Annotated in this window: 21 protein-coding genes; all 21 read right to left on the reverse strand. The window is 44.5% G+C overall.

Annotated features, from left to right (window positions below; genetic code table 11):
* Positions 1 to 13 precede the first annotated feature (13 nt).
* The 21 genes from PGW42_RS01305 to glgA all read right to left on the reverse strand — a co-directional run bounded on the left by PGW42_RS01305 (position 14) and on the right by glgA (position 26,135).
* Positions 14 to 1,450: an acyl-CoA carboxylase subunit beta gene (locus PGW42_RS01305; RefSeq protein WP_117556561.1), complete on the reverse strand. Its 1,437-nt coding sequence runs from the start codon at positions 1,448 to 1,450 to the stop codon at positions 14 to 16.
* A gap of 178 nt (positions 1,451 to 1,628) precedes the next feature.
* A complete protein-coding gene (locus PGW42_RS01310) occupies positions 1,629 to 2,867 on the reverse strand; it encodes a metal-dependent hydrolase family protein (protein WP_270203478.1) in 1,239 nt (412 codons plus the stop codon).
* 575 nt (positions 2,868 to 3,442) lie between these two features.
* On the reverse strand, positions 3,443 to 4,522 hold the full coding sequence (locus PGW42_RS01315; protein WP_117556557.1) for a M24 family metallopeptidase: 1,080 nt from the start codon (positions 4,520 to 4,522) through the stop codon (positions 3,443 to 3,445).
* An 11-nt stretch (positions 4,523 to 4,533) separates the two neighbouring features.
* On the reverse strand, positions 4,534 to 5,637 hold the full coding sequence (locus tag PGW42_RS01320; protein WP_117834494.1) for a hypothetical protein: 1,104 nt from the start codon (positions 5,635 to 5,637) through the stop codon (positions 4,534 to 4,536).
* A 43-nt stretch (positions 5,638 to 5,680) separates the two neighbouring features.
* A complete protein-coding gene (locus tag PGW42_RS01325) occupies positions 5,681 to 7,168 on the reverse strand; it encodes a peptide MFS transporter (protein ID WP_117823802.1) in 1,488 nt (495 codons plus the stop codon).
* A 288-nt stretch (positions 7,169 to 7,456) separates the two neighbouring features.
* Positions 7,457 to 9,445 (reverse strand): 2-isopropylmalate synthase, encoded by a 1,989-nt coding sequence (locus tag PGW42_RS01330; RefSeq protein WP_008369222.1) that lies wholly within the window; start codon positions 9,443 to 9,445, stop codon positions 7,457 to 7,459.
* Positions 9,446 to 9,684: 239 nt separating this feature from the next.
* Positions 9,685 to 11,085, reverse strand: a complete 1,401-nt coding sequence (locus PGW42_RS01335; RefSeq protein WP_270203479.1) for a D-alanyl-D-alanine carboxypeptidase family protein — start codon at positions 11,083 to 11,085, stop codon at positions 9,685 to 9,687.
* A gap of 76 nt (positions 11,086 to 11,161) precedes the next feature.
* Positions 11,162 to 11,731: an SMC-Scp complex subunit ScpB gene (gene scpB, locus PGW42_RS01340; RefSeq protein WP_055155895.1), complete on the reverse strand. Its 570-nt coding sequence runs from the start codon at positions 11,729 to 11,731 to the stop codon at positions 11,162 to 11,164.
* 6 nt (positions 11,732 to 11,737) lie between these two features.
* The gene (locus PGW42_RS01345; protein ID WP_173685147.1) at positions 11,738 to 12,505 is read right to left on the reverse strand and encodes a segregation and condensation protein A; all 768 of its coding nucleotides are present in this window, start codon (positions 12,503 to 12,505) and stop codon (positions 11,738 to 11,740) included.
* A 32-nt stretch (positions 12,506 to 12,537) separates the two neighbouring features.
* Positions 12,538 to 13,431, reverse strand: a complete 894-nt coding sequence (locus tag PGW42_RS01350; protein WP_117823800.1) for a metallophosphoesterase — start codon at positions 13,429 to 13,431, stop codon at positions 12,538 to 12,540.
* Between the two features lie 15 nt (positions 13,432 to 13,446).
* Positions 13,447 to 14,703 carry a D-alanyl-D-alanine carboxypeptidase family protein gene (locus PGW42_RS01355; RefSeq protein WP_270203483.1) on the reverse strand — a complete coding sequence of 419 codons (1,257 nt, stop codon included), beginning with the start codon at positions 14,701 to 14,703 and terminating at the stop codon, positions 13,447 to 13,449.
* A gap of 71 nt (positions 14,704 to 14,774) precedes the next feature.
* A complete protein-coding gene (locus tag PGW42_RS01360; RefSeq protein WP_022219906.1) occupies positions 14,775 to 15,059 on the reverse strand; it encodes a hypothetical protein in 285 nt (94 codons plus the stop codon).
* A gap of 98 nt (positions 15,060 to 15,157) precedes the next feature.
* Complete coding sequence (locus tag PGW42_RS01365; protein ID WP_195368686.1) at positions 15,158 to 16,399, reverse strand: aspartate aminotransferase family protein; 1,242 nt, start codon at positions 16,397 to 16,399, stop codon at positions 15,158 to 15,160.
* 220 nt (positions 16,400 to 16,619) lie between these two features.
* Positions 16,620 to 17,234: a putative ABC transporter permease gene (locus tag PGW42_RS01370; protein ID WP_117556539.1), complete on the reverse strand. Its 615-nt coding sequence runs from the start codon at positions 17,232 to 17,234 to the stop codon at positions 16,620 to 16,622.
* A gap of 64 nt (positions 17,235 to 17,298) precedes the next feature.
* Positions 17,299 to 17,475 carry a 30S ribosomal protein S21 gene (gene rpsU / locus PGW42_RS01375; RefSeq protein ID WP_004054229.1) on the reverse strand — a complete coding sequence of 59 codons (177 nt, stop codon included), beginning with the start codon at positions 17,473 to 17,475 and terminating at the stop codon, positions 17,299 to 17,301.
* A 158-nt stretch (positions 17,476 to 17,633) separates the two neighbouring features.
* Entirely contained in the window at positions 17,634 to 20,273 is a 2,640-nt protein-coding gene (gene alaS, locus PGW42_RS01380; protein WP_270203480.1) for an alanine--tRNA ligase, read from the reverse strand.
* A 118-nt stretch (positions 20,274 to 20,391) separates the two neighbouring features.
* On the reverse strand, positions 20,392 to 20,523 hold the full coding sequence (locus PGW42_RS01385; protein ID WP_195249974.1) for a vanadium nitrogenase: 132 nt from the start codon (positions 20,521 to 20,523) through the stop codon (positions 20,392 to 20,394).
* Positions 20,524 to 20,657: 134 nt separating this feature from the next.
* Positions 20,658 to 23,084: a homocysteine S-methyltransferase family protein gene (locus PGW42_RS01390; protein WP_117823796.1), complete on the reverse strand. Its 2,427-nt coding sequence runs from the start codon at positions 23,082 to 23,084 to the stop codon at positions 20,658 to 20,660.
* A 12-nt stretch (positions 23,085 to 23,096) separates the two neighbouring features.
* Positions 23,097 to 23,744, reverse strand: a complete 648-nt coding sequence (locus PGW42_RS01395) for a vitamin B12 dependent-methionine synthase activation domain-containing protein (RefSeq protein ID WP_055155914.1) — start codon at positions 23,742 to 23,744, stop codon at positions 23,097 to 23,099.
* A 15-nt stretch (positions 23,745 to 23,759) separates the two neighbouring features.
* Positions 23,760 to 24,626, reverse strand: coding sequence for a methylenetetrahydrofolate reductase [NAD(P)H] (gene metF / locus PGW42_RS01400; RefSeq protein WP_008369248.1), 867 nt, complete (start codon positions 24,624 to 24,626; stop codon positions 23,760 to 23,762).
* 72 nt (positions 24,627 to 24,698) lie between these two features.
* Positions 24,699 to 26,135: a glycogen synthase GlgA gene (gene glgA, locus PGW42_RS01405; protein WP_117556531.1), complete on the reverse strand. Its 1,437-nt coding sequence runs from the start codon at positions 26,133 to 26,135 to the stop codon at positions 24,699 to 24,701.
* Positions 26,136 to 26,186 lie beyond the last annotated feature (51 nt).

Here is a 26,186-nt window from a genome sequence, read left to right on the forward strand (position 1 = left end):
TTGCTTCACCTCGCTAAATTGTTCCGTGTTTTTTGGATGGTCTTTCTTCCCTTTTTGTAAATAACATCTCAAATGCACCGATCACATATTTTCTGGTATCTGCCGGTTCGATGATGGTATCTACATATCCTCTTCCAGCTGCGGAAAGCGGGCTTGACTGAAGTGCTTTGTATTCTTCTGTCTTTGCTTTTAATGTATCTGCATCTGCATCTGTGTACATGATCTTCGCTGCCATGTCTGCTGCCATCATTCCGATCTCAGCTTCCGGCCATGCGTATACCATGTCTGCTCCGATTGCTTTGCTGTTCATTGTCACATATGCGCTTCCGAATGCTTTACCTGTGATCACATTGACTTTTGGTACAGTTGCATCTGCAAATGCATAAGTGAGAGCTGCCATCTCTCTTGCAAGGTTCTTTTCTGAGCATGCAGTTGCCTTGAGTCCCTTTACGTTTGTAAGTGTGAGTACCGGAATTCCGAATGCATCACAGAATTTAACGAAAGCTGCTGCTTTCTTGCATCCCATTGCTGAGAGTGTGCCGTCGAATTCTTCTGCTGTGTTGCCTTCTTCATCGTATACTTTTGAGCGGTTGGCAACAGCACCTACTGTCATTCCGTTCAGGCGGATGAATCCTGTTACCATATCTTTTGCATAAGCTTTCTTTGTCTCAATGAATACACCATTGTCAGAGATCATAGAAAGAGCAAGTGCTGCATCTTCTGCTGCATTCTCAAGATCTGCACATACTCTGTTCAGATCATCTGTGCATTCATCATATGCATCGTTGTCTTCGTTGTTAGCCGGAAGAATTGCTACGAGTGAGCGGATCTCGTCAAGAATTTCTTCTTCGCTTCCTACGCCGTCAACGATTCCGGATTCTTCACTCTGGAATTTTGCGCTTGCTGTATCGCATTTGTCCGCAGTGTTGCCCGGAATGGTGTTCGGAGAGTTTACGAATAATTTTCCGTTCTCTGCCATAAATGTAAAATCAGAAAGTGCTGCTGCCGCTGCCAGTCCACCACCGCAATTGCCGAATACTGCTGTGATTTGTGGAATTACGCCAGAAGCCATAGCCTGTTTGTAATAGAAGCTTCCGAATGCGTTCAGTGCGTCAGTTGCTTCCTGAAGACGAAGTCCTGCGCAGTCGATCAGACCGATCACCGGTGCGCCCATCTTCATTGCCATATCATAAATGTTCGCAATCTTCTTTGCGTGCATCTCGCCGATGGTTCCGTTCAGTACAGATGCGTCCTGGCTGTATACATATACCAGGTTTCCATCGATTACACCGTAACCTGTGATGACGCCATCTGTCGGAGCTTTTTTCTCCTGCATGTTGAAATCTGTTGCTCTTGCAGTTACCTGTCCACCGATTTCAACAAAGCTTCCCTCATCGAGCAAATTGGCAATTCTTAAGCTCGCCGGGTTTGATGATGTTGTGTTGCTCATAAATCTAGCCCTCCATTTTTATAAATTTAATAATTAAATCAAATTTTCTGCCGTGTATATTATACTTGCTTTCTATGCAATACGCAACTGTTTTTGATAAGTTTTCTCTTATTTTGTTAAATTTTCGACAAGTAATTTTCACGTGCAAAAAAAGCCTCTGCAACGCAGAAGCCTTTTCTTACATAAACATATTCCCTGTTCCAACATAACGGATTCCGTCTTCAAAGACTCTCTTTCCGCCAAGTGTAACAAATTTTACATCTTTTAATCTGGTGATATCCCGGCTTAAGTCACCGCCAACTACCAGAAGATCTGCATCCAGTCCTTCCGCAACAAGTCCGCGTTCTTTTTCCACACCCAGTACCTTTGCCGGGTTGGATGTTGCCACTTGTATTGCCTGCACCGGCGTAATTCCGTATTCCACCATATATTGCAGTTCTCTCGGAAGCGGCAAGAGCGGAGAATGATACATCACCATATCGGTGCCGGCAAGAACCGTCACACCCGTATCATAAAATTCTTTAAAATGATCCCGGTACGCTTTATATGCCGGTTCAAAGAATTCATAATTTGCCATCTCTTTTTGCATGACCGGATCGCTGACCGGTGCATCGCCATTCTTCTCAATATTTTCCTTGCACAGTTTATAGAGATAAGTATATGCCATGATAGTCGGTGTCCAGGCAATACCTTTTTCTGCCATCTGCTTTGCATGATCCAGTGTCATAAAGGTCCCGTGTTCGATCGTGTCAAATCCGGCATCAATGCACATCTGGATCCCCGGATTGGTTCCGGCATGCACGCCACACTTGATTCCTCTTCTGTGGCACTCATCCACCGCCGCATCCAGTTCTTCCTGGGTAAACTCCGGATATGGTTCCCGGTTGGTGGTCAGGATCTTCACCCATTCCGCACCGTCACGCACCTGCTTACGGATCTCTTTACGGATTGCCCACGGACCGTCCATTTCCTCTACCTCTTCCCAGGCATGCCCGCCTGTCATACAGATTCCGGTATCCGTATGCACGATTCTCGGGATCACGACAAATCCCTTCTTTTCTGCCAGTTTCAGATTCTTGCATACACCATGTGCAGAAGACATATCCCGCACCGTGGTGATCCCTCTTTCAAATGCAGACTGCGCATGCTGCAACGCATATAACATGATCAGCTGTGCCCCATAATTAAAGCTGTCCGGCTGGGAATAGCCGTATGCAAGATGCGCATGCATATCCATAAGTCCAGGAAGAAGTGTCGCATCACCATACTCCTTAACTTCCTCCTGCGGAAATTCTTTCAGCAACTCTTCTTTCGGTGCGATTTTTCCGATCTTGCCGTCCTCTCCAATATAAACTGCCTTATCCGTAAGAACGGTCTTTCCATCTCCTGTAATCAGATATTTCGTACTGATAATCATCCCTTGATCCCTCTTTTATTCCTTTATTTTTCAAATACACGCAGCCCTTTCATGCTGCCTTTCTCCCGTCGCATCCATTCTTTAACATTTTAAAGTGCAACCATCTTGAAGTGTATTATACTTGTTTTTTCAGACCAACGCAACCGTTTTCCACAGAATCTGTTAAATATTTTGCATTTTTTAATCCGTTTTACGTCCAAAACTTTATACGGATACGCTTGCGCTTTTCATTTTACTCACAACATCGTTTAACAATCAATATTAAAATTTTGTGATTCCCAGGTCTGCGTCCAAAGATTACAGCGGCAGATTTTAAAAAATATAGAGGTGAAGGCACTTATTGTGCAATGGAGATGAGACTTAAAAATTGTGGAAGCCTCTGCTGACACAATTTTCGCTTCCAGAGGCTCATCTGAATGGTTTGCACAATGGACTTCACCCCTATATTTTTTTAATCTGCCTCACTACCTCCCTTTCGCAGACCGTCCCCACAAAAAAGAAAATCCTTACCCGGCAAATCACCAGATAAGGATTTCCTCAATTCTTTATACTTTTTTAGGATGACAACATTCTTATTACAGTGTGATCAGCGCATCTGTAATATTTGTAATTCTGCGGTATCCATCTTCTGTGATCAGGAAATCATCTTCCTGACGGACGCCACCGATTCCCGGAATGTAAATTCCAGGTTCGATCGTATGAACCATTCCCGGCTGAAGGGTCACTTTACTGCCGGTACAGATATACGGCTGTTCATGAATATCCAGTCCGAAGTTGTGTCCCGGACCATGTGGAATATGATAGCCTGCATCTTCTACTACCTTCACGATGATATCTCTGAGCTCGCCCATAACCATTCCCGGTTTCAGGCTGTTCTGACCAGCATCCTTTGCTTTTCTGACTACGTCAAACATCTTGTAAAGCTCCGGATTTTTGGCTTTCCCTACTGCAACAGTACGGGTAATATCCGAGCAGTATCCGTGATAATAAGTTCCGAAATCAATCGTCACAAAATCACCAAGCTGGATTTTTCTATCGGATGCTGTCGCATGACAGTTTGCTCCGTTATCCGGACCAGATGCTACGATCGTCTCGAAGCAGAATCCGGAGCCGCCACGGCTTCTGAACTGATATTCCAGTTCATTTGCAATATCGATCTCTGTAACGCCCGGTTTGATCACATCAAGCAGTGCATAGAAAGATCTCTCTGAAATCCGGCATGCCTGTTCGATCGTCTCGATTTCTTCCGGTGTCTTGATCGCACGTAAAGGTTCTACATAAGACCCTTCGGAAACGAATTTGGTATCAGGCGCCTGACTTACCAGATCCTGATAATCATCAAACGTAAGATCGGCTCCACAGATTGCACACTGTTTTACCCCTGCTTCTGCTGCCAATTTACCGGTCTGGCTGAAGTAATTCAGTCCTTCACCGTAGACAACAACTTCAAATCCTTCTGTTTCCTGTGCGGCCTGGAATTCAAACCGTCCGTCGGTTACAAAATAGTTTTTCTTTTCTGTCAAAAGCAGGACCGCAACTCCATATTCTCCGGTAAAGCCGGTCAGATACTTAATGTCGCTGCCTTTGCTGATCACAATTCCGTCATGACTATTTTTCTTTACAGCATCTACAATTTTCTGTATGCGTGTATTCATTGTTCCATCTCCTACTGAATGAAATCCCAGTTGAATTTCATATTTTCATCATATGATTTGTATGGTTTTCCATCAATATCATAGATGTTTACATTATAATGCCAAGGTTCCGGAAGTGTCTTCTCCGGATAAATGTGCTTCATCAGCTCATATCCTTCCGGATCATAGACCTTCAGTTCCTCTCTTGTGTTGACCGGTCCGCGGATACCATCCCATCGTCCGTCAACACCTTCCTGCATGACATTGAACCAGACAGTACTTAAGGTTGCAAAATACTCTTCGTAATTGCTGATCGCATAAGTGTCCGGCCACAAACCATTGTCGCTGGCATGCTGATATGCTTTCCGGATCATGTCTGCAAGCGTCTGGTCTTTCAGACCATTCATTCCAACCAGATGGATCGCATGTCCAAATTCATGCACAAGGATCATCTCATTTGGATAACTGGTTGCATATCTTCCGGTTCTGAGACGGATTACATTTGCCTCTGAAATAGAGGATGCCGGATTCGTCATCTCACCGCCGTAACCTGCCACGTGGCGGGTTGCAAGCAGATATCCCATTCTGTGTTCCGGGACATCGTATGCATTCTCAAGCAGTCCGAAAACAGATATCTCTGCGCCTCTGCGGACGAGCTCTTCTGCTACTTCCGGGATCTTTTCAAGCATCATATCAATAATTGCAAGTGCTTTATCCACTACAGCCGGTGTTGTTTTTTCTCCGGCTTTTACTACAATGCCGGAGGTTCCTTTTTTGCGGACTACATAATATGGCTGATACACGGTCTGGTAGACCTTTTCATTGTCTACCGGTCTGTCTTTTACATCAGTCAGCTTTCCGACAACCTGTACGGTAACCTCTCCTGCACATTCCGGATCAACCGGATGAACCAGGGAAAGTGTGGTACGCATGGATTCTTTCTGGTATACCGTACCATAATCCCATGTCATATCACTGGTCCAGTGTACCAGTTCCTGTACTTCCCCTTTGTATTTTACCAGATAATCGTTTTCATTATCAGCACGGCGCATCTGTTCGCCCCAATAAATCTCAATTCTTCTGTCATCGATCAGAATGACTTTTTCGACCGGTGCATAATTACAATTCTCTGACATTTATTTTTCATCCTCCTGAAACATAAACTTATTTTCTAATCTTTTATGCTTCTGCGTTCTTGTCCAGTCCCATTCCGACTGCAAGCTTTTTACTGAAAATTGCTACAACCACACCGACTGCACATACACCCAAACCGATTGCTACGAAGAACGGAATTTCGCTTCCTTCTTTGTAGAAGTTTGTGAGCAGCGTGTTAAGAGCAGCTCCTGTAGACTGTGACATTGACCAGATTGTCATCATCTGTGTCATGAATGCCTTCGGTGCTGCAACAGCCGTGATTGAGTAACCGATCGGGCAGGTAAATCCTTCACCAAGCATCAGGATTGCATAGAATAATACGATCCACCATGCGCTGACTTTTGCATCTCCAGGATAGATTACATAGAGGAGTGCAATGATTAAAGCTCCAAGTCCCCAGAAGATTGTTCCGATACCCATCTTTGTGGTTCCGTATGGCTGTTTCTTTCCGAGTTTTGTCCATACTGCTGTCAGGATACTTCCGATGATAACTGCAAATACTGCTGGGATTGTCTGCATAGATGCTGCAGGCACTTCAATTCCGAACAGTACACGGTTAACCTTTTCTTCATAGAAGATTGCAAGGATTGAAATTGTCTGTGTCCAGATCAGCAGGGTAACTGCGTTACAGATGAACGGCGGAACCAGGCAGAGGATTTTCTTCTTCTCATGTGGCTCTGTCTTTTTACTTTTGTAAATAACTACCAGGTATACGATCGGGATAATGATCGATACAGTACTGATTACATTTGAAAATACAGAAATACTTAATGTTCCTGTTGCAAAAAGCGTCGCAAGAACAACTGCGCAGATAACAAGTACAATGATCATCTTTGTGATGAAAGAACGTTTCTTATCATCCGGAAGCGGATCATCCGGTTCAATACCGATATTACCGAAGAACGGTTTGTATGTAACTGCATATACAACGATACCCAGGAATGCAAGGACTGCACATGCCGCGAATGCTACATGATATCCGAGTGCTGCTGCGATTATACCGGAAAGTACCGGAGCTGCTGCACCAATGTTGGAAATTACGTAAGAAATCGTGTAAGCGCTGTCACGTCTTCCATCGGATTCATCATAGAATTTTCCAAGAAGAGCATCCAGACATCTGCCACCGAACATCGGTCCGATTGCCAGACATCCCATAGCGATTCCATAGCCAGGAACGCCAAGTGGTAATGCAAGGCATACATATCCAATAAATGAAAGTGATCTTGATATAAATAAGGACTTCCGGCATCCTAAGATACGGTCGCAGACAAAGCTTCCGACAATACCTGTCAGTACGACAACTGTTGAATATAAAGAGATCAGCTGTGCTGCATTTGCCTTGCTGAATCCAAGTCCTTCCGGTGCATTTGCGTATAAGTAGTAAATCAGTACCGCACTCATCGCATAGCTTGCGAAAGAGTTACAAAGCTGCATAAAGCTCAGGGTTCCCACACCCTTTGGCTGTCCTAAAAAGGCGGTTTGTTTTCTTAACGCCTCATCATGTTCGTTCATTATTTTTTCCTCCAAGATAACCTTTTGTATTCTATTCATTCAGCAAAAAACAATCGTTAATTATTTCCCCATCCTCAGATGTCTTCACTCCTCCTTTTTCATAATTTTTAACTTTTGTTTTTTATTATGAACATACAAATATCTTACTTTTTTTTGTTTACTTTGTCAATAATTTTGCCTGTAAATATGAATTTTTGTTCACATTCATAAACATTGACAAAAAAGGAACGCAAAAAACGTCTTTTTAACCGTTTTTTGCGCCCTTTTTTCGTCATTTTTCTGTATTATTTATTTCTGGTTGCGGAACTGTACCGGTGTGATATTGTACGCCTTTTTGAAGAGCCTGTTGAAGTGTTCTACATTCTGGTATCCAACGGTCAGTGCAATATTTTCAACGGTCATGCTGCTGCTCTTTAACAGGGCACGTGCCTTTTTCATTCTGACTTTTTTGACAATATCCCCGAAAGTCATTCCGGATTTTTCTTTGATATATTTAGAAAGATACGGTTTGGACAGGAAGAATTTTTCTGCCAGATCATCTAAAGATACATCCAGATAATTTGCCTGGATATAGTTCATGATCTCTACCATTCTTTCATCTTTACATTCATTCACATTCTTCAGTTCATCGATCTTATTGACAGCAACTGTCAATGCCTCAATAGAAGCTTTGATGATATCGGCATCAATTCCGACTCCCCAGTAGGTCTTTCCATTGCAGATGACACCTACATAAGCACATGCCTTGGAAGAAGAACCACGTGTCAGGGAATGTTCTTCGTAGAAGCTCAGTTCATAGCTGATACCAAAGTACTGTTTGATCGCATTGCTGACTGCGTCAAGACGTCCGTTACCGCCTGCTGTTACCACACGTTTTCCATTTGCATGGGAAATGGTTGCATCTGCTATAATACCATCTTCCTGTTTGAAGTGGCATTCATCGATAGAGAAGATTCCTTTGTAATTTACATAATGATCTTCAAAAATGTGGTATACCCAGTCCGGAGTCAGCTCCTTGTGTGCTTTATCGGATACATCTTTTACCATGTAGCCGACTTCTTCACGCATTTCTTTCGGAACGCTGATGCCAAAGTTCTGTTTCAGAATGTAGCTTACACCGCCTTTTCCTGACTGGCTGTTGATACGGATAACATCTTTATCGTAAGTTCTTCCGATGTCCTTCGGATCGATCGGCAGATACGGTACGGTCCAGTGATCTCTTTCTTCTGCTTCACGCCATGCCATACCTTTTGCGATGGCATCCTGATGGGAACCGGAAAATGCGGTAAATACCAGATCTCCTGCATATGGCTGTCTTTCATAGACATGCATTCTGGTCAGGCGTTCGTAGATTTCACGGATCTTCGGAATGTCAGTGAAATCCAGTCCCGGATCTACACCCTGCGAGAACATATTGAGTGCCAGTGTCACGATATCCACGTTACCGGTACGTTCTCCATTTCCAAATAAGGTTCCTTCGATACGGTCTGCACCTGCAAGAATACCCATTTCAGCAGTTGCCACACCACATCCACGGTCATTGTGTGGGTGAAGGCTGAGTACAACCCCGTCACGGTATTTCAGGTTCTTGTCTACATATTCTACCTGTCCTGCAAATACATGCGGCATTGCGTTTTCTACGGTTGTCGGAATGTTGATGATGACTTTTTTATCTTTTGTCGGCTGCCATACATCCAGTACTGCATTGCAGACATCCACTGCATAGTCCACCTCTGTTCCTGAAAAGCTTTCCGGACTGTACTCGAAAGTAAAGTTTCCTTCTGTCTGATCAGCAAGCTGTTTCAACAGCTTTGCTCCGTCGATGGCGATTTGTTTTACCTGTTCTTTATCTTTTTTGAAAACCTGTTCTCTCTGTGCAACAGAGGTTGAGTTGTACACGTGGATCACAGCATGTGGTGCTCCCTGTACGGCTTCGAAGGTACGTTTGATGATGTGCTCTCTTGCCTGTGTCAGTACCTGGACAGTCACGTCATCCGGGATCATGTCTTTCTCGATCAGGGTACGCATGAACTGGTACTCTGTCTCAGATGCTGCCGGGAATCCGACTTCGATCTCTTTGAATCCCACATCGACCAATAACTGGAAGAATTCCAGCTTTTCATCCAGACTCATCGGCTCGATCAGTGCCTGGTTTCCATCACGCAGGTCAACGCTGCACCAGATTGGCGGTGCGTCTACATAATCTTTTTTCACCCAATCATATTCAAATTTCGGAGGCATAAAATATTGTCTCTCGTATTTTTTACAGTTTTCCATTTTGTTTCTCTCCTTTTATTTAATTGGAAAGGGCGGCATCTGCTTTTTCTTCTGTTCATATGAAAAAACAAGAAATTTTTCATAAAAATCACACAATTTGCCTAATTCCTGACTTTTCACAAATATCCGTCAACTTTCTTGTCTTATTTTGTTGTCTAGCTAATGCTAACATATCTTATCGCGAAAGTCCATTGATGAATTTAAGCAATTTTCTTGATCTATTTTATTTTTCTCGTGTTTTAAAAATTAAATTGGTAAAACATTTCACACATTTTCATGGCTATCCAGGTAAATGTTCTCCGTCTGACTGTTTCTTTTACAACAGCCTGGCAGCTCCCCCATTTCTCCCCGTTTAAGAGATACGTGATCTGTCCGACCGGTGTTCCGCTTTTCACCGGCGCATCCAGTTTTTCCGGTACTTCTGTCTTTTCTTCTGCCACATCATCATCTCCGACCAGAATCTTACTCGGACTTTCTTTTCCTTTGATTTCCACTTCCACTGCTGCTTTTCCAAACAAACCATTTTGGGAAACACCGTTTTCCACGGGTATTTTCGAAAGCTCCGGTATTTTCCACACCTCATCATAACGATAATGTGCCATTCCGTACTCCATCAGTTTTCTGGTATCTGTCCATTTATAATTCTTGTTGTTTGGCCAGCCACAGGCAAGCAGTGCCACTACAAATGTACGATCCTCACTCTGTAAAGCCCCTACATAGCAATATCCGGCATCCCCGGTAAACCCTGTTTTCCCGGAAATTGCGCCATCCATCATCTGAAGAAATGCATTGTGGTTGCTGCAGCTAAAATTCCCCTTTCCCTCAGCATCAGAAAAGCTGTATACCGGCATTTGCGTGATCGCAAGAAATTCTGCAGCTTTGGGAGAACGCAGGACACAGTAGCTCATGATTTTTGCCAGATCTGCAGCTGAAATGCTGTGTACACCGCCCACATCCTCTCCATCCAATCCGTTTGGCGTAACAAAATGTGCCTCAGTGCATCCGATCTCTTCCGCCTTTTCATTCATCCACCCGGCAAATTGCGGAACGGATCCTGCAAGGTGTTCCGCGATCGCCACTGCAGAATCATTATGGGATTCCAGCATCAGGGAATATAGAAGATCCCCCAGATAAAACGCTTCCCCTTCGTGCATTCCCAGATGAACCTTCGGCTGTGCGACCGCATTTGCAGAGGCTGTCACCAGGTCCTTCGGATTCCCCTTTTCCAGCGCAAGAATACAAGTCATGATCTTCGTTGTACTTGCCATCGGGCGCATTACATGCTCTTCTTTTCCGAGCAGAACCCTGCCGCTGTCCGCATCCACCAGCGCAGCGGAACGGGCATAGAGCCGGGTAAGAAGCTGCTCCCTTTCCTGCTCACGGGTTTCTTTTTCCTGTGCAGTCTGCGCATCCGAGACCGGTTCCTTTTGCTGCGTAGTCTCCATTATCTGCGTCCGTTCATTTTCTTCCGCAGGCACTTTCCCAGATAAGACCTTACCCGGACTTTCTCCTGTGGATTCTCTCCATAGCATCTTTCCTTGAAAAATCTGCAAACTAAAAAAGAATACCATGCACGCTGCCAGAATCCCTCTTCTGGTCCGTGCCGGTATTCCATTCCTCTTCTTTTCTTTCTTTTTCATGCGCCCCGGTCTCCCTCCTGCTCTTTTCTGTTCCATTTTATGAACAGGGACGGGCGTTTATACTATAGATTCCATTTTAAATATTCAGCCGGATCTGTGCCTCATCTTCCGCTTCTTCTTTGAATGTCTCCAACTTCTCCGGTTCAATGCCCGGGAGATCATCTAAAGACTGCACACTGAATCTGCGCAGAAATTCTTCGGTTGTTCCAAAAAGCAGCGGACGTCCCGGTGCATCAAGGCGCCCAAGCTCGCAGACCAGATTGTACTCGATCAGCTTGTTTACCGCATGATCCGATTTGACTCCGCGAATCTTCTCAATCTCCAGCTTGGTGATCGGCTGACGGTAAGCAATGATTGAAAGTGTCTCCAGCATGACATCTGTCAGGACATACTTTTTCGGCTGCTTTGCGATCCGGATCAGATACTCATACATCTCCGGTTTGCTACAGAGCTGATATGCATGATCCAGTTCGATAATCCGGATGCCACGCTCCTCTTTCTGATACTTGTCCATCATATTATGGATAAGTTTCTCCGTCGTCGGCACATCCTGCTCGATCGCGGATGCGATCTTACTCACCTCAACCGAATCTCCCATAGTGAACAGGATTGCCTCTATGATACTCTCCAACTGTTTTGTTCTCATTTTCTTCTATACTCCTTGCCGCAGTCCCTCGTCCGATGTAATGATGATATCATCAAACGTATGTTCCTGATATACCTGGATCTCTCCTGTCTTCATCAGCTCCAACACCGCCAGGAAGGTGACAATGATCTGTACCTTGGATGCCTGCTTTTTCAGGAGATCCCGGAAACTGAATCTGTGATGTACCTTTGCATACTCATAAACATATTCCAGTTTCTCCGGAAGCGTAACCTCTTCTTTCTCGATCTTGCCGAACTTACTCCGGATCGGATCCGTCTTATCTGCCTGTCTTTTCAGGATATCCTGAAAAATATCATTCAGCTTCGTCAGGGTCAGCCCGTCAAGAAGCGTATCCAGATCTACCGGTTCTTCGTATTTCTTTACTTCATCCGGAATAGTCGCTCCCTTATAGAACAGCTTTTCTCCGTCCACCTGGCGGTCACGCAGTTCATAAGACATGTATTTGTACATCTTGTACTGCAAAAGCTGCTCTACCAGTTCCTGACGCGGATCTTCTTCCTCGCCCTCTTCATTGACTTCCTTTGGAAGAAGCATCTTGCATTTGATGTCCAGAAGTGTCGCCGCCATGACCAGAAACTCACTCATGACATTCAGGTCTGCTCTGTCCATCGCCTGGATATATTCCATATACTGGTTGGTGATCTCTACGATTGGAATATCGTAGATGTCTATTTTATTTTTATCGATCAAATGTAAGAGCAGATCCAGAGGTCCCTCAAAAACCTGCAGCTTTACCGGTATTCCTTTTCCCATAGATATCCTTTCCAGTCAAATTGTCGATAACCTTATTTATTATACAGGAAAGCCGGGATGATATCAAGTACGACTAACTCTGCCGGATTCCAGAAGCGGAAATTGATCGTGTGGGTTCCGAGCCCTTTGCTTACCACAATATATTTCCCGTCTTTTTCATAACAGTCCCCGCTGTAGCGTGGAAACAGACGGAACTGCGGACTGATCACACCGCCAAGCAGTGGAAGTCTGGCAATCCCGCCATGTAAATGTCCGGACAGCACCAGGTCTGCTCCCCACTTCCAGTAGGTTTCTGCGTAAAGCGGATGATGTGCCATTAAAATGCAGTATGCGTCCGTCTCTGCACTGCCAATCCGTTCTTCCATCTCGCCAGTCGTAAGCGGACACACCTTCCATCCTTTTTTATAGCATCCAAATGGAAGCTCCATCCCATATAAGCGCAGTTTCATCCCGTTTACCGGGATCTCTTCTGATCCATTCACCAGGACATGAATCCCTGCCTTTTTCAGTTCATTCTCATAATATCCATATTCTTTGCCGTAAATCTCCTGCTGCTCATGCATTCTCTGCTCATGATTGCCATTACAGCACCAGACCGGTGCGATCTGTGGAAGTTTTTTCATCAAATCCGCTGCCGGTGTCCAGTCTCTTCCGGCTTTCCCGACCAGCATATCGCCGCCTGCCAGGATCAGATCCGGCTTTGCTTCCCTGATCGCCAAAAGCAGCTCCTCATTCTCTTTTCCATAGACATGATTATGCAGATCACTTAAGAAAGCAATCCGTACTTTTCCGGCATCTCCCTTTATTTTACTGGTTCTGATCCGGTATCTTGTAATCTTGAAGCAGTGCAGCTCCCGCCATACTTCTGCAAGAACTGCTGCTGCAAAAATCACCAGTATCAATACGATAATCCCTGTTGCCTTCATCTCTTCCCTCTTTCGTTATACCATCATTTCTTCCAGAATTTTAAGGAATGCGCCCCCAAATGTCAACTCCCCGACACCTTCTGTCGCATAAACCGGAACGCTTCCGATGGTTTTCTCATTCAGCCGGTAAATGACTTCTCCGATCTGGTCGCCTTTCTTTACCGGGGCAGTCTGTTTCTGTATCTGTACCTCTTTTTCCACGGCAGACAGATCTGATCCACTGGTATCCACATACCGGAAACCCTCCAGTGTCTCTCCCTTTGCCTTCTCCTGCATTCCATGTTTCACTTCGGCATACACAATTTTTTCCAGTGCCCTTTCATCCTGGTAAATACTGCATTTCCCAAAGCCATAGTTTAACATGGCAATGGCATCCTTTATCCGTGTCTTAGAATCCGGCTCTGCCATTACAACCGCAATCATATTGACCCCGTCTTTTCTTGCCGTTGCAGACAGGCAGAACTTCGCACCGCTTGTGGATCCGGTCTTCAGTCCGGTTGCGTATTCATACTGCCGGATCAGTTTGTTGGTATTACTCAGTCCGAATTCACTACTGCCCTTTGCCGTAGTGTGGGTAATATTTTCCATCCAGATCGTTGAGTAGTCCTCGATCTGTGGATACTTCGTGATCAGTTCCCGCGACATCAGTGCAATGTCTCTCGCTGTCGTCAGATGCCCTTCCGTGTCCAGTCCATTGCAGTTGACAAAATGGGTATTCGTCATTCCAAGCCCTGCCGATCTCTGATTCATCTTTTCCACAAAAGCCGGTTCACTCCCGGCAATCTTTTCTGCCATCGCCACGCAGGCATCATTGGCACTTGCCACAGCAATGCACTTGATCATTGTATCCACAGTCTGCTTCTCACCAGCTTCCAGAAATACCTGGGATCCACCCATCGATGCAGCGTACTCAGAAGTTGTGACTTCGGTATCCGGCGTGATCGTTCCGTCTGCCAGTGCATCAAAGATCAGAAGCAGCGTCATAACCTTTGTCACACTCGCCGGGGGCTTTTTCTCATCCGCATTTTTTTCTAAGAGAACCTGACCTCCGGAAGCTTCCATAATAACTGCGGACTCAGCAGATAGTTCCAGACCGGTCAGATTGCCCGAATTGTCTTTGTTCGTCTGCTCCGGATCCTCCTGCCGGATCACATCCTGCATAGCTTTCGGTCTTTCTCCCGGCTCAAAAACATCCGCCGCCCGGACCGGGATCCCATATACGGTCTGCACGCACAGAACCATGCCAAGCAGACCTGCCAGAAATTTGCGCATCATAAGACTCCTTTTTTCCATCCATCGATACTATATAAATAAGCCTTCTGACAGGAAAATAGAACCTTTCTTTACACTTCCCGGTTCATTTTTTCGCCTTCCTCATTGAACCAGTCCATTGCCTGACAGATTCCTTCTTCTGCAAATGGGAATTCTCTCTTTGTGATCTTTTCCTGTGGAATCTTATCATAAATAAACGGTCCTTCCCAGATACTTCCGACAAGAATCGTTTCTGAATTTTCCTCATCGGTCTTTTTTTCTTCTTTCGCCAGGCGATAATTCATTTTTCCCATACTTCCGTTAAATTTCGCTTTTTTATAAAAATTCAGCGGAAAAAGCTGCATTCTTTCTAACATATTTTTCACCTCAAAAACCGGCACAGAAACTTGGGGATTTCTGTGCCGGTACTCTATTTTTTATACAATTATATCAATAAGTCGGAGGAATGTCTATACTATGCAGTCTTCTGATCTGCCTCATATTTTGCAGCAGCTTCGTTGATTGCATCTCGCATGATCTCGATTGCCTGATCTACGTGTTCTTTTGCAAGGATCAGTGGCGGGATCATACGGTTTACGCTGTCGCCGATCGCTGTGATCAGAAGTCTTCTTCTGAAGCATGCCCATTTTACTTCAAGAGCGATCGGAATATCGTATTCGCATCCTACCAGAAGTCCTTTTCCTCTTGCTTCTTTTACATGTGGAAGCTCTGCAAGTTTTTCTTTCATGTATTCACCCATTACTTTTGCATTTCCACTTAAATCTCTGTCGAGGATTTCAGAAATGGAAGCAAGAGATGCGGCACATGCAAGTGGATGTCCACCGTATGTAGAGCCATGTGTTCCTGATGTAAATACTGCAGCTACTTCTTCGCTTGCGCAGCATGCACCGATCGGCATTCCGCCTCCCATAGCTTTTGCCATCGTTACACAGTCAGGTTTTACACCATATCCCATGAATGCCATTGGAGATCCTGTACGTCCCCATCCGGTCTGTACTTCATCGAGAAGGAGAAGCATACCTCTTTCATCACAGAGTTTACGAAGTCCTTCGATAAATTCCTGTGTTGCCGGATGTACACCACCTTCGCCCTGTACCGGCTCGATCATGATCGCGATCGTGTTATCTGTTACTTTTGACTTGAAATCTTCAAGGTTGTTATATTCTGCGTAGGAGAATCCCGGAAGCATCGGTTTGAATCCAAGCTGGCATGCGTTATCCGGCTGTCCTGTTGCGGAAAGTGCTCCGTATGTTCTTCCGTGGAAACCATTGATTGCTGTTACGATATGGTAATGTTCCGGGCCATATTTTTCAACGCCGTATTTTCTTGCCATCTTGATCATACATTCGTTGGCTTCTGTTCCTGAGTTCTGGAAGAAAATCTTATCCATTCCGATCGTGTCACAGATCTTCTTTGCGAGAAGTGCCTGTGGAATTGTGTATGGGTAATTGAATGTATGCATGATGTCATCAAGCTGGTCTTTTACTGCTGCGACAACCTTCGGATTTCTGTTACCTGGTGTATTTACGGCAACTCCACCATAAAAGTCGAGGTAAGCTACCCCTTTTTCATCGTAGAGATACATACCTTCTGCACGTTCTGCGATAAAATCATATCTTGCATAGGTTTCTACCATATATTTTTTTACAATGTCCTTTAATTCTTCTGCTGTGAGTCCTGTGTCTTTGAGTTTCATAAGAATCTCCTCGCTTTCCTTCTTTTGATCATATACTACTTCATGCTATTCGTTCCGGACTTCGAATAAAAATGTGTAAAAGAATGTGCCTTTTGTTTAGCAGGAAATTCCTTCGGAATTTACCGCTAAACAAAAAGACGCCATGTACTAACTGTACATGACGTCCTTGTCGTTTACAAGACACAGTATAGACCACAGTCTATGGTTTTGTCAACAACAATTATGTCAAAAAATTATCTTTCATTTTGTCTTTTGCTTGTTCAATCTGCTGTATTTGTTCCTCATCCATGCTTTCCTGAAGATTTTCTTTCTTCTGGCGATAAATTGTCGCAGAAAAATCCATAATGTATCCAATCAGGATCAAATTACCAATTGCACGCCCTGCACGAACCGGTATCATGGCAACAAACGCTGCAACTATGTTCTGCAGGAACATAAAAAGGAACAACGTATAAAATCCCCATGCGATCGAACTCTCCAGACAGATGATCCCCCTGTAGTTAAATGGCTTCTCATGGTAATCCCACCAGATCTCACCGAAAATGCGCTTCATCACAAGTGCCGTCAGAAATTCCAACGTCGTTGCAAGAAACGATCCCAGGAAAAACAGCAGTATACTATTGTCGCTATACGGACGTAATATAAAAAACACCGTAAGAGCACCAAACCCGTAGATCGGGCAAAACGGACCTTTTGCAAATCCCCTGTTCGTAATCTTATGATTACAAAATGACATATAGATGGATTCCACCAGCCATCCCATCATGCTGTAAGTCAGAAACCACATCACAACCTCATATCCATCTATTCCAAATATTATCCTATTCCACCACATAAAATTTTCCTGTAAAAATGGAGGGTTTATGAATCATAAACCCTCCATTATTGTTCTGCACATATTAGTTATATTTACGTTTTCTAGCAGCTTCAGATTTCTTTTTACGTCTAACGCTTGGTTTTTCGTAATGTTCTCTTTTGCGAATCTCCTGCTGAATTCCTGCTTTGGCACAGTTTCTTTTGAATCTGCGTAAAGCACTATCTAACGTTTCGTTTTCTTTAACGATTACATTTGACATAGTCTCACACCTAACCTCCCCTCCAGCCTGGTATTGTGCATCATACGACTGTTCGGGTATATTTATTGCACTACATTAGATTATATCATATTTTTCATCTCAGTCAAGAATTTTTTGAAAAATAGGAAAAATATGCATAAATCTGTCATTTTCCGGCATTATTTTATCTGTTCTGCCAGTACCTCTTTGACTTTTGCAAGGGCATCCGGGATTCCAGCCGGGTTCTTTCCGCCAGCCTGTGCCATGTTCGGACGTCCACCGCCGCCACCACCTACACAGGAAGCGATTGCCTTGATCAGGTTGCCTGCGTGAGCACCTTTCTTCATTGCTTCATCTGTTGCTGTAGCCATCAGGCTTACCTTGCCGTTCGCGCTGGATGCGATCACGACCACGCCTTCTCCGATTTTCTCCTTGAGCTGGTCTCCAAGGTCACGCAGTCCGTTCATGTCCATATCTTCTACGCTGACAGCAATCACTTTTACGCCGGCTACTTCTTCTACCTGATCCATCACATCACCCATGGCATCTTTTGCGAGCTTACTCTTCAGGCTTTCTACTTCACTGTGAAGTTCTTTGTTCTCAGCCTGAAGGTGTGCGATCTTCTCAGATACAGTATCCGGAGTTGCTTTCAGGAGCCTAGCTGCTTCATGAAGCAACTGTTCCAGTTCTCCATAATAATCCATCAGTCCTTTGGATGTAAGTGCTTCGATACGGCGTACCCCTGCTGCCACACCACTTTCAGACAGGATCTTGAATGCTCCGATCTCGCTTGTATTGGCAACATGTGTACCACCGCAGAACTCAACAGAGTAATCTCCCATATTTACAACACGGACGATGTCGCCGTATTTCTCACCGAACAGAGCCTGTGCTCCGGTCTTTCTTGCTTCTTCGATCGGCATGTTCTTAATGACAACCGGCAGAGATCTGGAAATGCTTTCATTTACCATATCTTCTACTTTCTGCAGTTCTTCCGGTGTCATTGCCGAGAAATGAGAGAAGTCGAAACGAAGTCTCTTGTCGTCCACATAAGATCCGGACTGTTCTACATGTGTACCAAGTACGGTACGGAGTGCTTTCTGAAGCAGATGGGTCGCACTGTGGTTTCTTGCACAAAGCACACGTCTCTGCGAATCAACGGTCAGAGTAACCTGATCTCCAACCTTCATCATACCCTTTGCCATATAACCGATATGACCGATCTTGCCACCAAGCATCTTCTTCACATCTTCCACAACAAATTCACCGTCACCGCATTTGATCACACCGTGGTCGGCTTCCTGTCCACCGCTTGTTGCGTAGAACGGAGTCTCATCTACAAAGATGGTTCCTCTCTCACCGTCAGAAAGAGCGTCTACGATCTCATCTTCTGTGGTAAGTACCGTAATCTTCGATTCATATTCCAGATGCTCGTATCCGACAAACTTAGAAGTTACAGACGGATCGATGGATTCGTATACAGTTGCATCTGCTCCCATGTAGTTCGTTGCCTTACGTGCTTTTCTTGCAGTCTGGCGCTGAACTTCCATTGCGGCTTTAAATCCCTCTTCATCAATATCCATACCTTCTTCTTCCAGGATCTCTTTGGTAAGATCGATCGGGAATCCATAGGTATCATATAATTTGAACGCATCTTCTCCGGACAGAGTCTTTGTTCCTTCTTCTGCCATCTTTTCTTTCATCTCATTCAGAATGACAAGCCCCTGGTCGATGGTCTTCTCAAACTGCTCTTCTTCCTTGCGGATGACATTCATGATAAAGTCTTTCTTTTCTTCCAGCTCCGGATATCCGTCTTTAGAGCCTTCGATCACAGTTGCAGCAAGATCTGTAAGGAATCCCGGTGCAATGTTCAGAAGTCTTCCGTGACGACATGCACGGCGGAGAAGACGGCGAAGAACATATCCTCTTCCTTCATTAGACGGCATAATACCATCAGAGATCATGAAAGATACAGAACGCACATGGTCTGTGATTACACGCAGAGATACGTCTGTGCTTTCATTATCTCCATAAGATACTCCTGCGACCTCACATACCTGGTCACGCAGTGCTTTTAAAGTATCAATATCGAACATAGAGTCTACATCCTGTACGATACATGCAAGTCTCTCAAGTCCCATACCGGTATCAATATTCTTCTGCTTCAGTTCGCTGTAGTTTCCATGTCCATCATTGTCGAACTGTGAAAATACGTTGTTCCAGATCTCCATATAACGGTCACATTCGCAGCCTACTGTACATCCCGGTTTACCGCATCCGTATTTTTCTCCACGGTCATAGTAAATCTCTGAACACGGACCGCACGGACCTGATCCATGCTCCCAGAAGTTGTCTTCTTTTCCGAAACGGAAAATTCTCTCCGGTGCAATACCAATCTCTTCGTTCCAGATCTTCCATGCCTCATCATCGTCTTCATATACGGACGGGTACAGACGATCCGGATCCAGTCCAACCACTTCTGTCAGGAATTCCCATGACCAGTGGATCGCTTCTGTCTTAAAGTAATCACCGAATGAGAAGTTACCAAGCATTTCAAAGAAAGTACCGTGACGTGCAGTCTTTCCTACGTTCTCGATATCTCCTGTACGGATACATTTCTGACAGGTTGTCACACGGCGTCTCGGCGGGATCTCCTGTCCTGTAAAATATGGTTTCAGCGGTGCCATTCCTGAATTGATCAGCAGAAGGCTGTTATCATTGTGCGGCACCAGCGAAAAGCTTTTCATTTTTAAATGACCTTTGCTCTCAAAAAAGTCAAGAAACATGCGTCTAAGTTCGTTAACTCCGTAAGCTTTCATCTTTATCCTCCTCGCTTCTATCAGCTAAATTCTAATTATAAAGAGATTTTGATGGCTTGTCAATATAATGAAATTTAAAAAGGAACCGCATTTTCTGCGATTCCTTCTTTTTTCCATTCTACTTAGTCTCTGAATTCTTTGCGTCTTTTCTTTCGCGAAGCTTCTTGCCTGCAAAAACCCCTCCGACTGCAAACACTCCGATAAAGAGCATCTTCAATACCGTAGAGATCAGTGTTGAAAAAAATGCCATCTTGTCATGCCTCCCATGCTATCATTTTCTTTTCTCCTTGATTTATGCATATTATAGCATATACAAAAAAATTTTCCAAACTTTTTTAGCATTTTCACATACAATTTCGACCTTTTGTATCTGCCTTGCAGTTCCTACTCCACCATGCCAAAAAATTTCTGCGCATAGTGTACGGACTGCATGGCATCTTTTCCATAGAAATCTGCCCCGATCATATCCGCGTAATCCTGGTTCAGAACAGCCCCGCCTACCATGACTTTGCAGTCCGGTTTTTTCTCTCTTAAGAGTTTGATCGTCTCTTCCATGCTGACTACAGTTGTGGTCATCAGCGCACTTAAGCCTACCAAAGTGACATTCTCCTCAACTGCTTTTTCTACGATTGCCTCCGGCGGCACATCCTTTCCGAGATCGATCACATCAAAACCATAATTTTCAAGAAGAACTTTCACTATATTCTTTCCGATATCATGGATATCACCTTTTACGGTAGCAAGGATGATCTTCTCCTTCTTTTCTTCTTCCTGTCCGGATGAAGCAAGCACATCCTTGATAACTGCAAAGGCAATCTTCGCAGCATCCGCACTCATCAGAAGCTGCGGAAGGAAGACGGTTCCCTTTTCAAAACCTTCACCGACTACATTGAGTGCCGGGATCAGTTCCTCCTGGATGATATCCAGCGGTTCCCTCGTACCGATCAGGTCACGGGTGATATGATGCGCCTCTTCTTTCAGCCCTCTCTCGATTGCATATTTGAGTGTCATCTCAACGCCTGCAGCTTTTGGTGCATTTCCGGCTGCTGCAGCTGCCTGCGATGCCTGGACTGTCACCGTCTCTGTGGTTCCCGCATAAGTACTGATATAATTCGTACAATTTTCATCAAAGCCCATCAGTGCATTATAAGAACGATAAGCTTTCATCATATCTTCTGAGGATGGATTGATGATTCCTGCCGTCAGTCCGTTCTGCATTGCCATCGCATAGAAATAGCTGTTGACAATCGGGCGCCTTGGAAGTCCAAAAGAAATATTCGATACTCCAAGAACGGTTCTGACCCCGAATTCTTCCCGTACTCTCTTCAATGCTTCCAAGGTAACCTTTGCCCCGTCCTTTTCCGAACTGATGGTCATGGTCAGCACATCGATCACGATATCTTTCTTGTCGATTCCGTATTTGGCTGCTTCGTTGATGATCTTACCTGCAACACGCACACGGCCTTCTGCATCCTTCGGAATCCCCTCTTCATCAATGGTCAGTCCGACAACCACACCGCCATATTTCCGGATCAGAGGAAAGACTTCGTCCATAGAAACCTGCTTTCCGTTTACAGAGTTGATCATCGGCTTTCCATTGTAGATACGCATTGCACGTTCCATAGCCTTTCCATCTACTGTGTCAATCTGAAGTGGAAGACTGGTCACGCTCTGCAGTTCTTTTACAACTTTTTCCATCATGGCAACTTCGTCAATATCCGGAAGTCCTACATTGACATCCAGAATGTGCGCGCCCTTATCCTGCTGCGTGATCGCTTCTTTCAAAATGTAGTCCATATCTTCATTTTTCAGTGCTTCTTTGAATTTTTTCTTTCCAGTCGGGTTGATTCTTTCCCCGATGATACGCGGCATATCATCCAGGATCACAGCCTGTCCATAAGAAGATACGATCGTATCATGCTTTTTCTCGATCTCGCGCAGCGGAAGATCTTTGCATTCTTCCACCAGCTTTTTAATATGCTCCGGTGTCGTTCCGCAGCATCCGCCAATCACACAGGCTCCTTCTTTTACAACCTCCTGCATGATCCGGGCAAACTCATCCGGCTCTACATCGTAATACGTTTCCCCGTTCTTCTGCTTCGGAAGTCCGGCATTTGGCTTCACAATGATCGGAAGGGAGGTATATCTTCTTAAATCGTTTAGGATTGGAAGCATCTGTTTCGGCCCAAGTCCACAGTTCAGCCCCAGTGCATCTACACGGAGTCCTTCCAGCATTGCCACAACAGAAGGGACATCCCCGCCTGTCAGAAGCTTTCCTCTTTCATCAAAGATCATGGTTACAAATACCGGAAGAGAAGAATTTTCTTTTGCTGCAAGAATGGCTGCCTTTACTTCATAGGTGTCACTCATGGTCTCGATATGGATCAGGTCTGCACCGTACTTTTCTCCATAGCGGACGGCTTCTGCAAATGCTTCATAAGCATCATCAAAATCCAGATCTCCCATTGGTTTTAATAGCTTTCCGGTCGGTCCCATATCCAGTGCCACATAAGTCTCTTTTCCAATCTGCTCCCCTGCTCTTTTTGCATTTGCAATCCCTGCACGGATCACTTCTTCAACCGTATATCTGTCATCATGAAATTTGCAGACATTAGCGCCAAAGGTATTTGCAAGAACCACATCACTTCCTGCTTCATAATATCTGCGGTGAATCGCTTCCACCTTTTCCGGATGTTCGATGTTCCAGGTCTCCGGAAGTTCTCCCGGTGCAAGTCCTTCTGCCTGCAGAAGAGTTCCCATTCCTCCATCTAAAAATAAAAGTTCTTTTCCCAAACGTTCTCTGATATTCATACCCTACGCTCCTTAATTTCTTCTGTAAATGCAGTCCTTCTTCTCACACACTTCGCAGCCTTTGATGTGGCATTTTTCCTGCGTATCACTGATCCCAATGATTGCAGTCACCGATTTTGTCGGTGTGAGCATATAGCTGTCTGTCATGGTAAGTCCGATCTTCTTTGCCGTATCCAGCATCCGTAAGATATCGTCCTGATGATGGATATCAAAATCACCGTACCCCGGACTGAATCTCGGTCTGAGCCATTTATTCTGTGCTTTTAACTCTTCTCCGATCGAAAGCTGCAGATCGTCACAGTACTCCTCCAGATATGCAGCTGCGCATGCCTGCAATACGACAGATTTCGCCATATCTGTCAGTGAATAACGTTTCATCAGTATATCGACACTGGTACCGAGTGTTGCGCCAAATACAACTGCCTCTTTGCAACCTCTGAGATTCTTTCCGAGACTTCTGCTTTTAATATTCATTTTTCCGATCGTCACCTGGTCTTCTCCTGTAACTTTACAGTCAAAAATGCGATAGACGGATTTTGCCTGCGTAGTCTGATCGAGCTCCCCGAAGGAAACATCGATCAGCGCAAGCGTCTGTTCATCTACCGCATGTCTTCCATATCCCAGATAACGAATTGCTTCTTTCGTTCTGGCATCTGTCATCTTTCTTATGTTCCTTTATTTTACGATTTCTGAAAGGTTCTGCATGATTGCAGCAGCTACTTCCGGTTTATTCATCGAATATACGTGGATATTGCGGACTCCATTTGCGATCAGGTCAATGATCTGGTCGGTCGCATATGCAATTCCCGCCTGCTTCATCGCTGCCGGATCATCTCCAAAATAATCTACAATCGCACGGAATCTCTGCGGAACAGCAGTTCCTGAAAGGGCACAGCTTCTTGCGAGCTGCTTTTTCGTTGTGATCGGCATGATTCCCGGAAGCACCGGTATCATGATTCCCTGTTCACGGATACGATACAGAAAATTATAGAAAATATCATTATTGAAAAACATCTGTGTGGTAATAAAATCCACTCCACAATCTACCTTTTCTTTGAGATAACGGATATCATCTTTCTTGTGTTCCATCTCTACATGTCCTTCCGGATAGCATGCAGCTCCGATGCAGAAGTCTCCCATTTTTTTGATGTCTTCGATCAGTTCACAGGCATGAGAATACTGTCCCGGAAGCGGAAACTGTCCATCCTGCGGGATATCTCCTCTGAGTGCAAGGATATTCTCAATCCCTTCTTTCTGAAGCTGTCCGATAACCTTATGTACCTCTTCCTTGGTTGAGGACACACAGGTTAGATGTGCAAGTGCCGGAATCTTCAGGTCATTCTTGATATGACTTGCAATCTTAACCGTATTCTTACTGGTTCCACCACCGGCTCCATAGGTAACACTGATAAATGACGGGGTAAGTTCTGCGATCCCATCCGTTGCTTTTAACACGGATTCAAAGCCCGCATCCGTTTTCGGTGGAAACACTTCAAAGGAAATATGTACTCCGTCTGCTTTAATTTTGTCTATAATCCTCATAATGAATGTTTCTCCTCTGTAAAATTTTCATTTCATGATACCATATTTTCCGGTAAATTACCAGAATGCATTTTACATATTTTCGTAAAGTTCTTCGTAAAGCTTGGCTGAATTCTTCCATGAGAAGTCTTTTTCCATACCACGCTCTACAATCTTGTTCCAGTCACGCTTCTTGTCATAGTAAATCTGTTCTGCATATCTTACAGTTGCAAGCATCTCATGCGCATTGTAATTGGTGAAGCTGAATCCGGTTCCGGTCTTCTCGTACTCATTGTAAGCTTCTACAGTATCTTTGAGTCCGCCTGTCTCTCTTACGATCGGCACCGTACCATATCTCAGACTCATCAGCTGGCTCAGTCCACATGGTTCAAATAATGACGGCATCAAGAATGCATCACAGGATGCATAGATCTTGTGAGACATCGGCTCTGAATAATAGATCTGTGCAGATACCTTATCCGGATACTTCCATGCGAAATGACGGAACATGTTCTCGTATCTCTCATCTCCGGTACCGAGTACGACGATCTGAACCGCATCCTGGCAAAGTTCATCCATCACACAGTCGATCAGGTCAAACCCCTTCTGGTCGGTCAGTCTGGATACGATACCGATCATCATACGGTGCGGATCTCTCTCCAGTCCGAGTTCTTCCTGCAGCGCCATTTTATTTTTCACTTTCTCCTTGCGGAAGTTTTCGACAGAGTAAGTTCTTGCAATGTTGGTATCTGTTGCCGGATTAAAATCACCGTAATCAATACCATTGACAATTCCTGACAGGCAGTTTGATCTTGCCTGCATCAGTCCTTCCAGCTTCTCCCCGTAAAACGGTGTCTTGATCTCTTCCGCGTAACTGCTACTTACCGTTGTCACACGGTCAGCGTAGACAATTCCGCCTTTCAGATAGTTGGCATCGTCATATGCTTCCAGCTTATCCGGTGAGAAATAGTATGCCGGAAGTCCGGTGATATCCATAACCGTCTTCTTATCCCAGATACCCTGGAATTTGAGGTTATGTATGGTGATCACAGTCTTGATTCCACGGAAAAACTCATTGTTATAGCGGAAATTATCCAGATAAATCGGAACAAGCCCGGTCTGCCAGTCATGACAGTGAATGATATCCGGTCTGAAATCCAGAAGTGGCAGTGCACTTAAGGCTGCTTTTGAAAAGAATGCAAACTTCTCAATATCGTATGCAATATCACCATATGGCTGCGAACCATTAAAATAATATTCATTGTCTATGAAATAAAAAGTGATTCCTTCGTACTGAAGTTCAAGAAGCCCTACATACTGCTGTCTCCAGTTCAGATCCATATAGAAATGAAGTCTGTAAGAAAGTTTATCTTTCCATTCGTCTTTCATGCACATATACTTTGGAAGCATAACACGTACATCGTATTTGTTCTTATCAAAATATTTTGGTAGTGATCCCACTACATCGGCTAATCCTCCTGTTTTGATAAACGGAACTGATTCAGATGACACAAATAATACTTTTTTCATTTAACACCCTCCTTACTCTCGCGGCTTATTTATAATTATACCGCAATTTCA

Source organism: Coprococcus sp. TM115-187, from assembly GCF_027679115.1.
In the GTDB taxonomy this organism is placed as follows: Bacteria; Bacillota; Clostridia; order Lachnospirales; family Lachnospiraceae; genus Allocoprococcus; species Allocoprococcus comes.

Coding starts and splice junctions, on each gene's coding strand:
- PGW42_RS01305 (WP_117556561.1), bottom strand. CDS start 1,450: ATGAGCAACACAACATCATCAAACCCGGCGAGCTTAAGAATTGCCAAT.
- PGW42_RS01310 (WP_270203478.1), bottom strand. CDS start 2,867: ATGATTATCAGTACGAAATATCTGATTACAGGAGATGGAAAGACCGTT.
- PGW42_RS01315 (WP_117556557.1), bottom strand. CDS start 4,522: ATGAATACACGCATACAGAAAATTGTAGATGCTGTAAAGAAAAATAGT.
- PGW42_RS01320 (WP_117834494.1), bottom strand. CDS start 5,637: ATGTCAGAGAATTGTAATTATGCACCGGTCGAAAAAGTCATTCTGATC.
- PGW42_RS01325 (WP_117823802.1), bottom strand. CDS start 7,168: ATGAACGAACATGATGAGGCGTTAAGAAAACAAACCGCCTTTTTAGGA.
- PGW42_RS01330 (WP_008369222.1), bottom strand. CDS start 9,445: ATGGAAAACTGTAAAAAATACGAGAGACAATATTTTATGCCTCCGAAA.
- PGW42_RS01335 (WP_270203479.1), bottom strand. CDS start 11,085: ATGAAAAAGAAAGAAAAGAAGAGGAATGGAATACCGGCACGGACCAGA.
- scpB (WP_055155895.1), bottom strand. CDS start 11,731: ATGAGAACAAAACAGTTGGAGAGTATCATAGAGGCAATCCTGTTCACT.
- PGW42_RS01345 (WP_173685147.1), bottom strand. CDS start 12,505: ATGGGAAAAGGAATACCGGTAAAGCTGCAGGTTTTTGAGGGACCTCTG.
- PGW42_RS01350 (WP_117823800.1), bottom strand. CDS start 13,431: ATGAAGGCAACAGGGATTATCGTATTGATACTGGTGATTTTTGCAGCA.
- PGW42_RS01355 (WP_270203483.1), bottom strand. CDS start 14,703: ATGCGCAAATTTCTGGCAGGTCTGCTTGGCATGGTTCTGTGCGTGCAG.
- PGW42_RS01360 (WP_022219906.1), bottom strand. CDS start 15,059: ATGTTAGAAAGAATGCAGCTTTTTCCGCTGAATTTTTATAAAAAAGCG.
- PGW42_RS01365 (WP_195368686.1), bottom strand. CDS start 16,399: ATGAAACTCAAAGACACAGGACTCACAGCAGAAGAATTAAAGGACATT.
- PGW42_RS01370 (WP_117556539.1), bottom strand. CDS start 17,234: ATGTGGTGGAATAGGATAATATTTGGAATAGATGGATATGAGGTTGTG.
- rpsU (WP_004054229.1), bottom strand. CDS start 17,475: ATGTCAAATGTAATCGTTAAAGAAAACGAAACGTTAGATAGTGCTTTA.
- alaS (WP_270203480.1), bottom strand. CDS start 20,273: ATGAAAGCTTACGGAGTTAACGAACTTAGACGCATGTTTCTTGACTTT.
- PGW42_RS01385 (WP_195249974.1), bottom strand. CDS start 20,523: ATGGCATTTTTTTCAACACTGATCTCTACGGTATTGAAGATGCTCTTT.
- PGW42_RS01390 (WP_117823796.1), bottom strand. CDS start 23,084: ATGAATATCAGAGAACGTTTGGGAAAAGAACTTTTATTTTTAGATGGA.
- PGW42_RS01395 (WP_055155914.1), bottom strand. CDS start 23,744: ATGACAGATGCCAGAACGAAAGAAGCAATTCGTTATCTGGGATATGGA.
- metF (WP_008369248.1), bottom strand. CDS start 24,626: ATGAGGATTATAGACAAAATTAAAGCAGACGGAGTACATATTTCCTTT.
- glgA (WP_117556531.1), bottom strand. CDS start 26,135: ATGAAAAAAGTATTATTTGTGTCATCTGAATCAGTTCCGTTTATCAAA.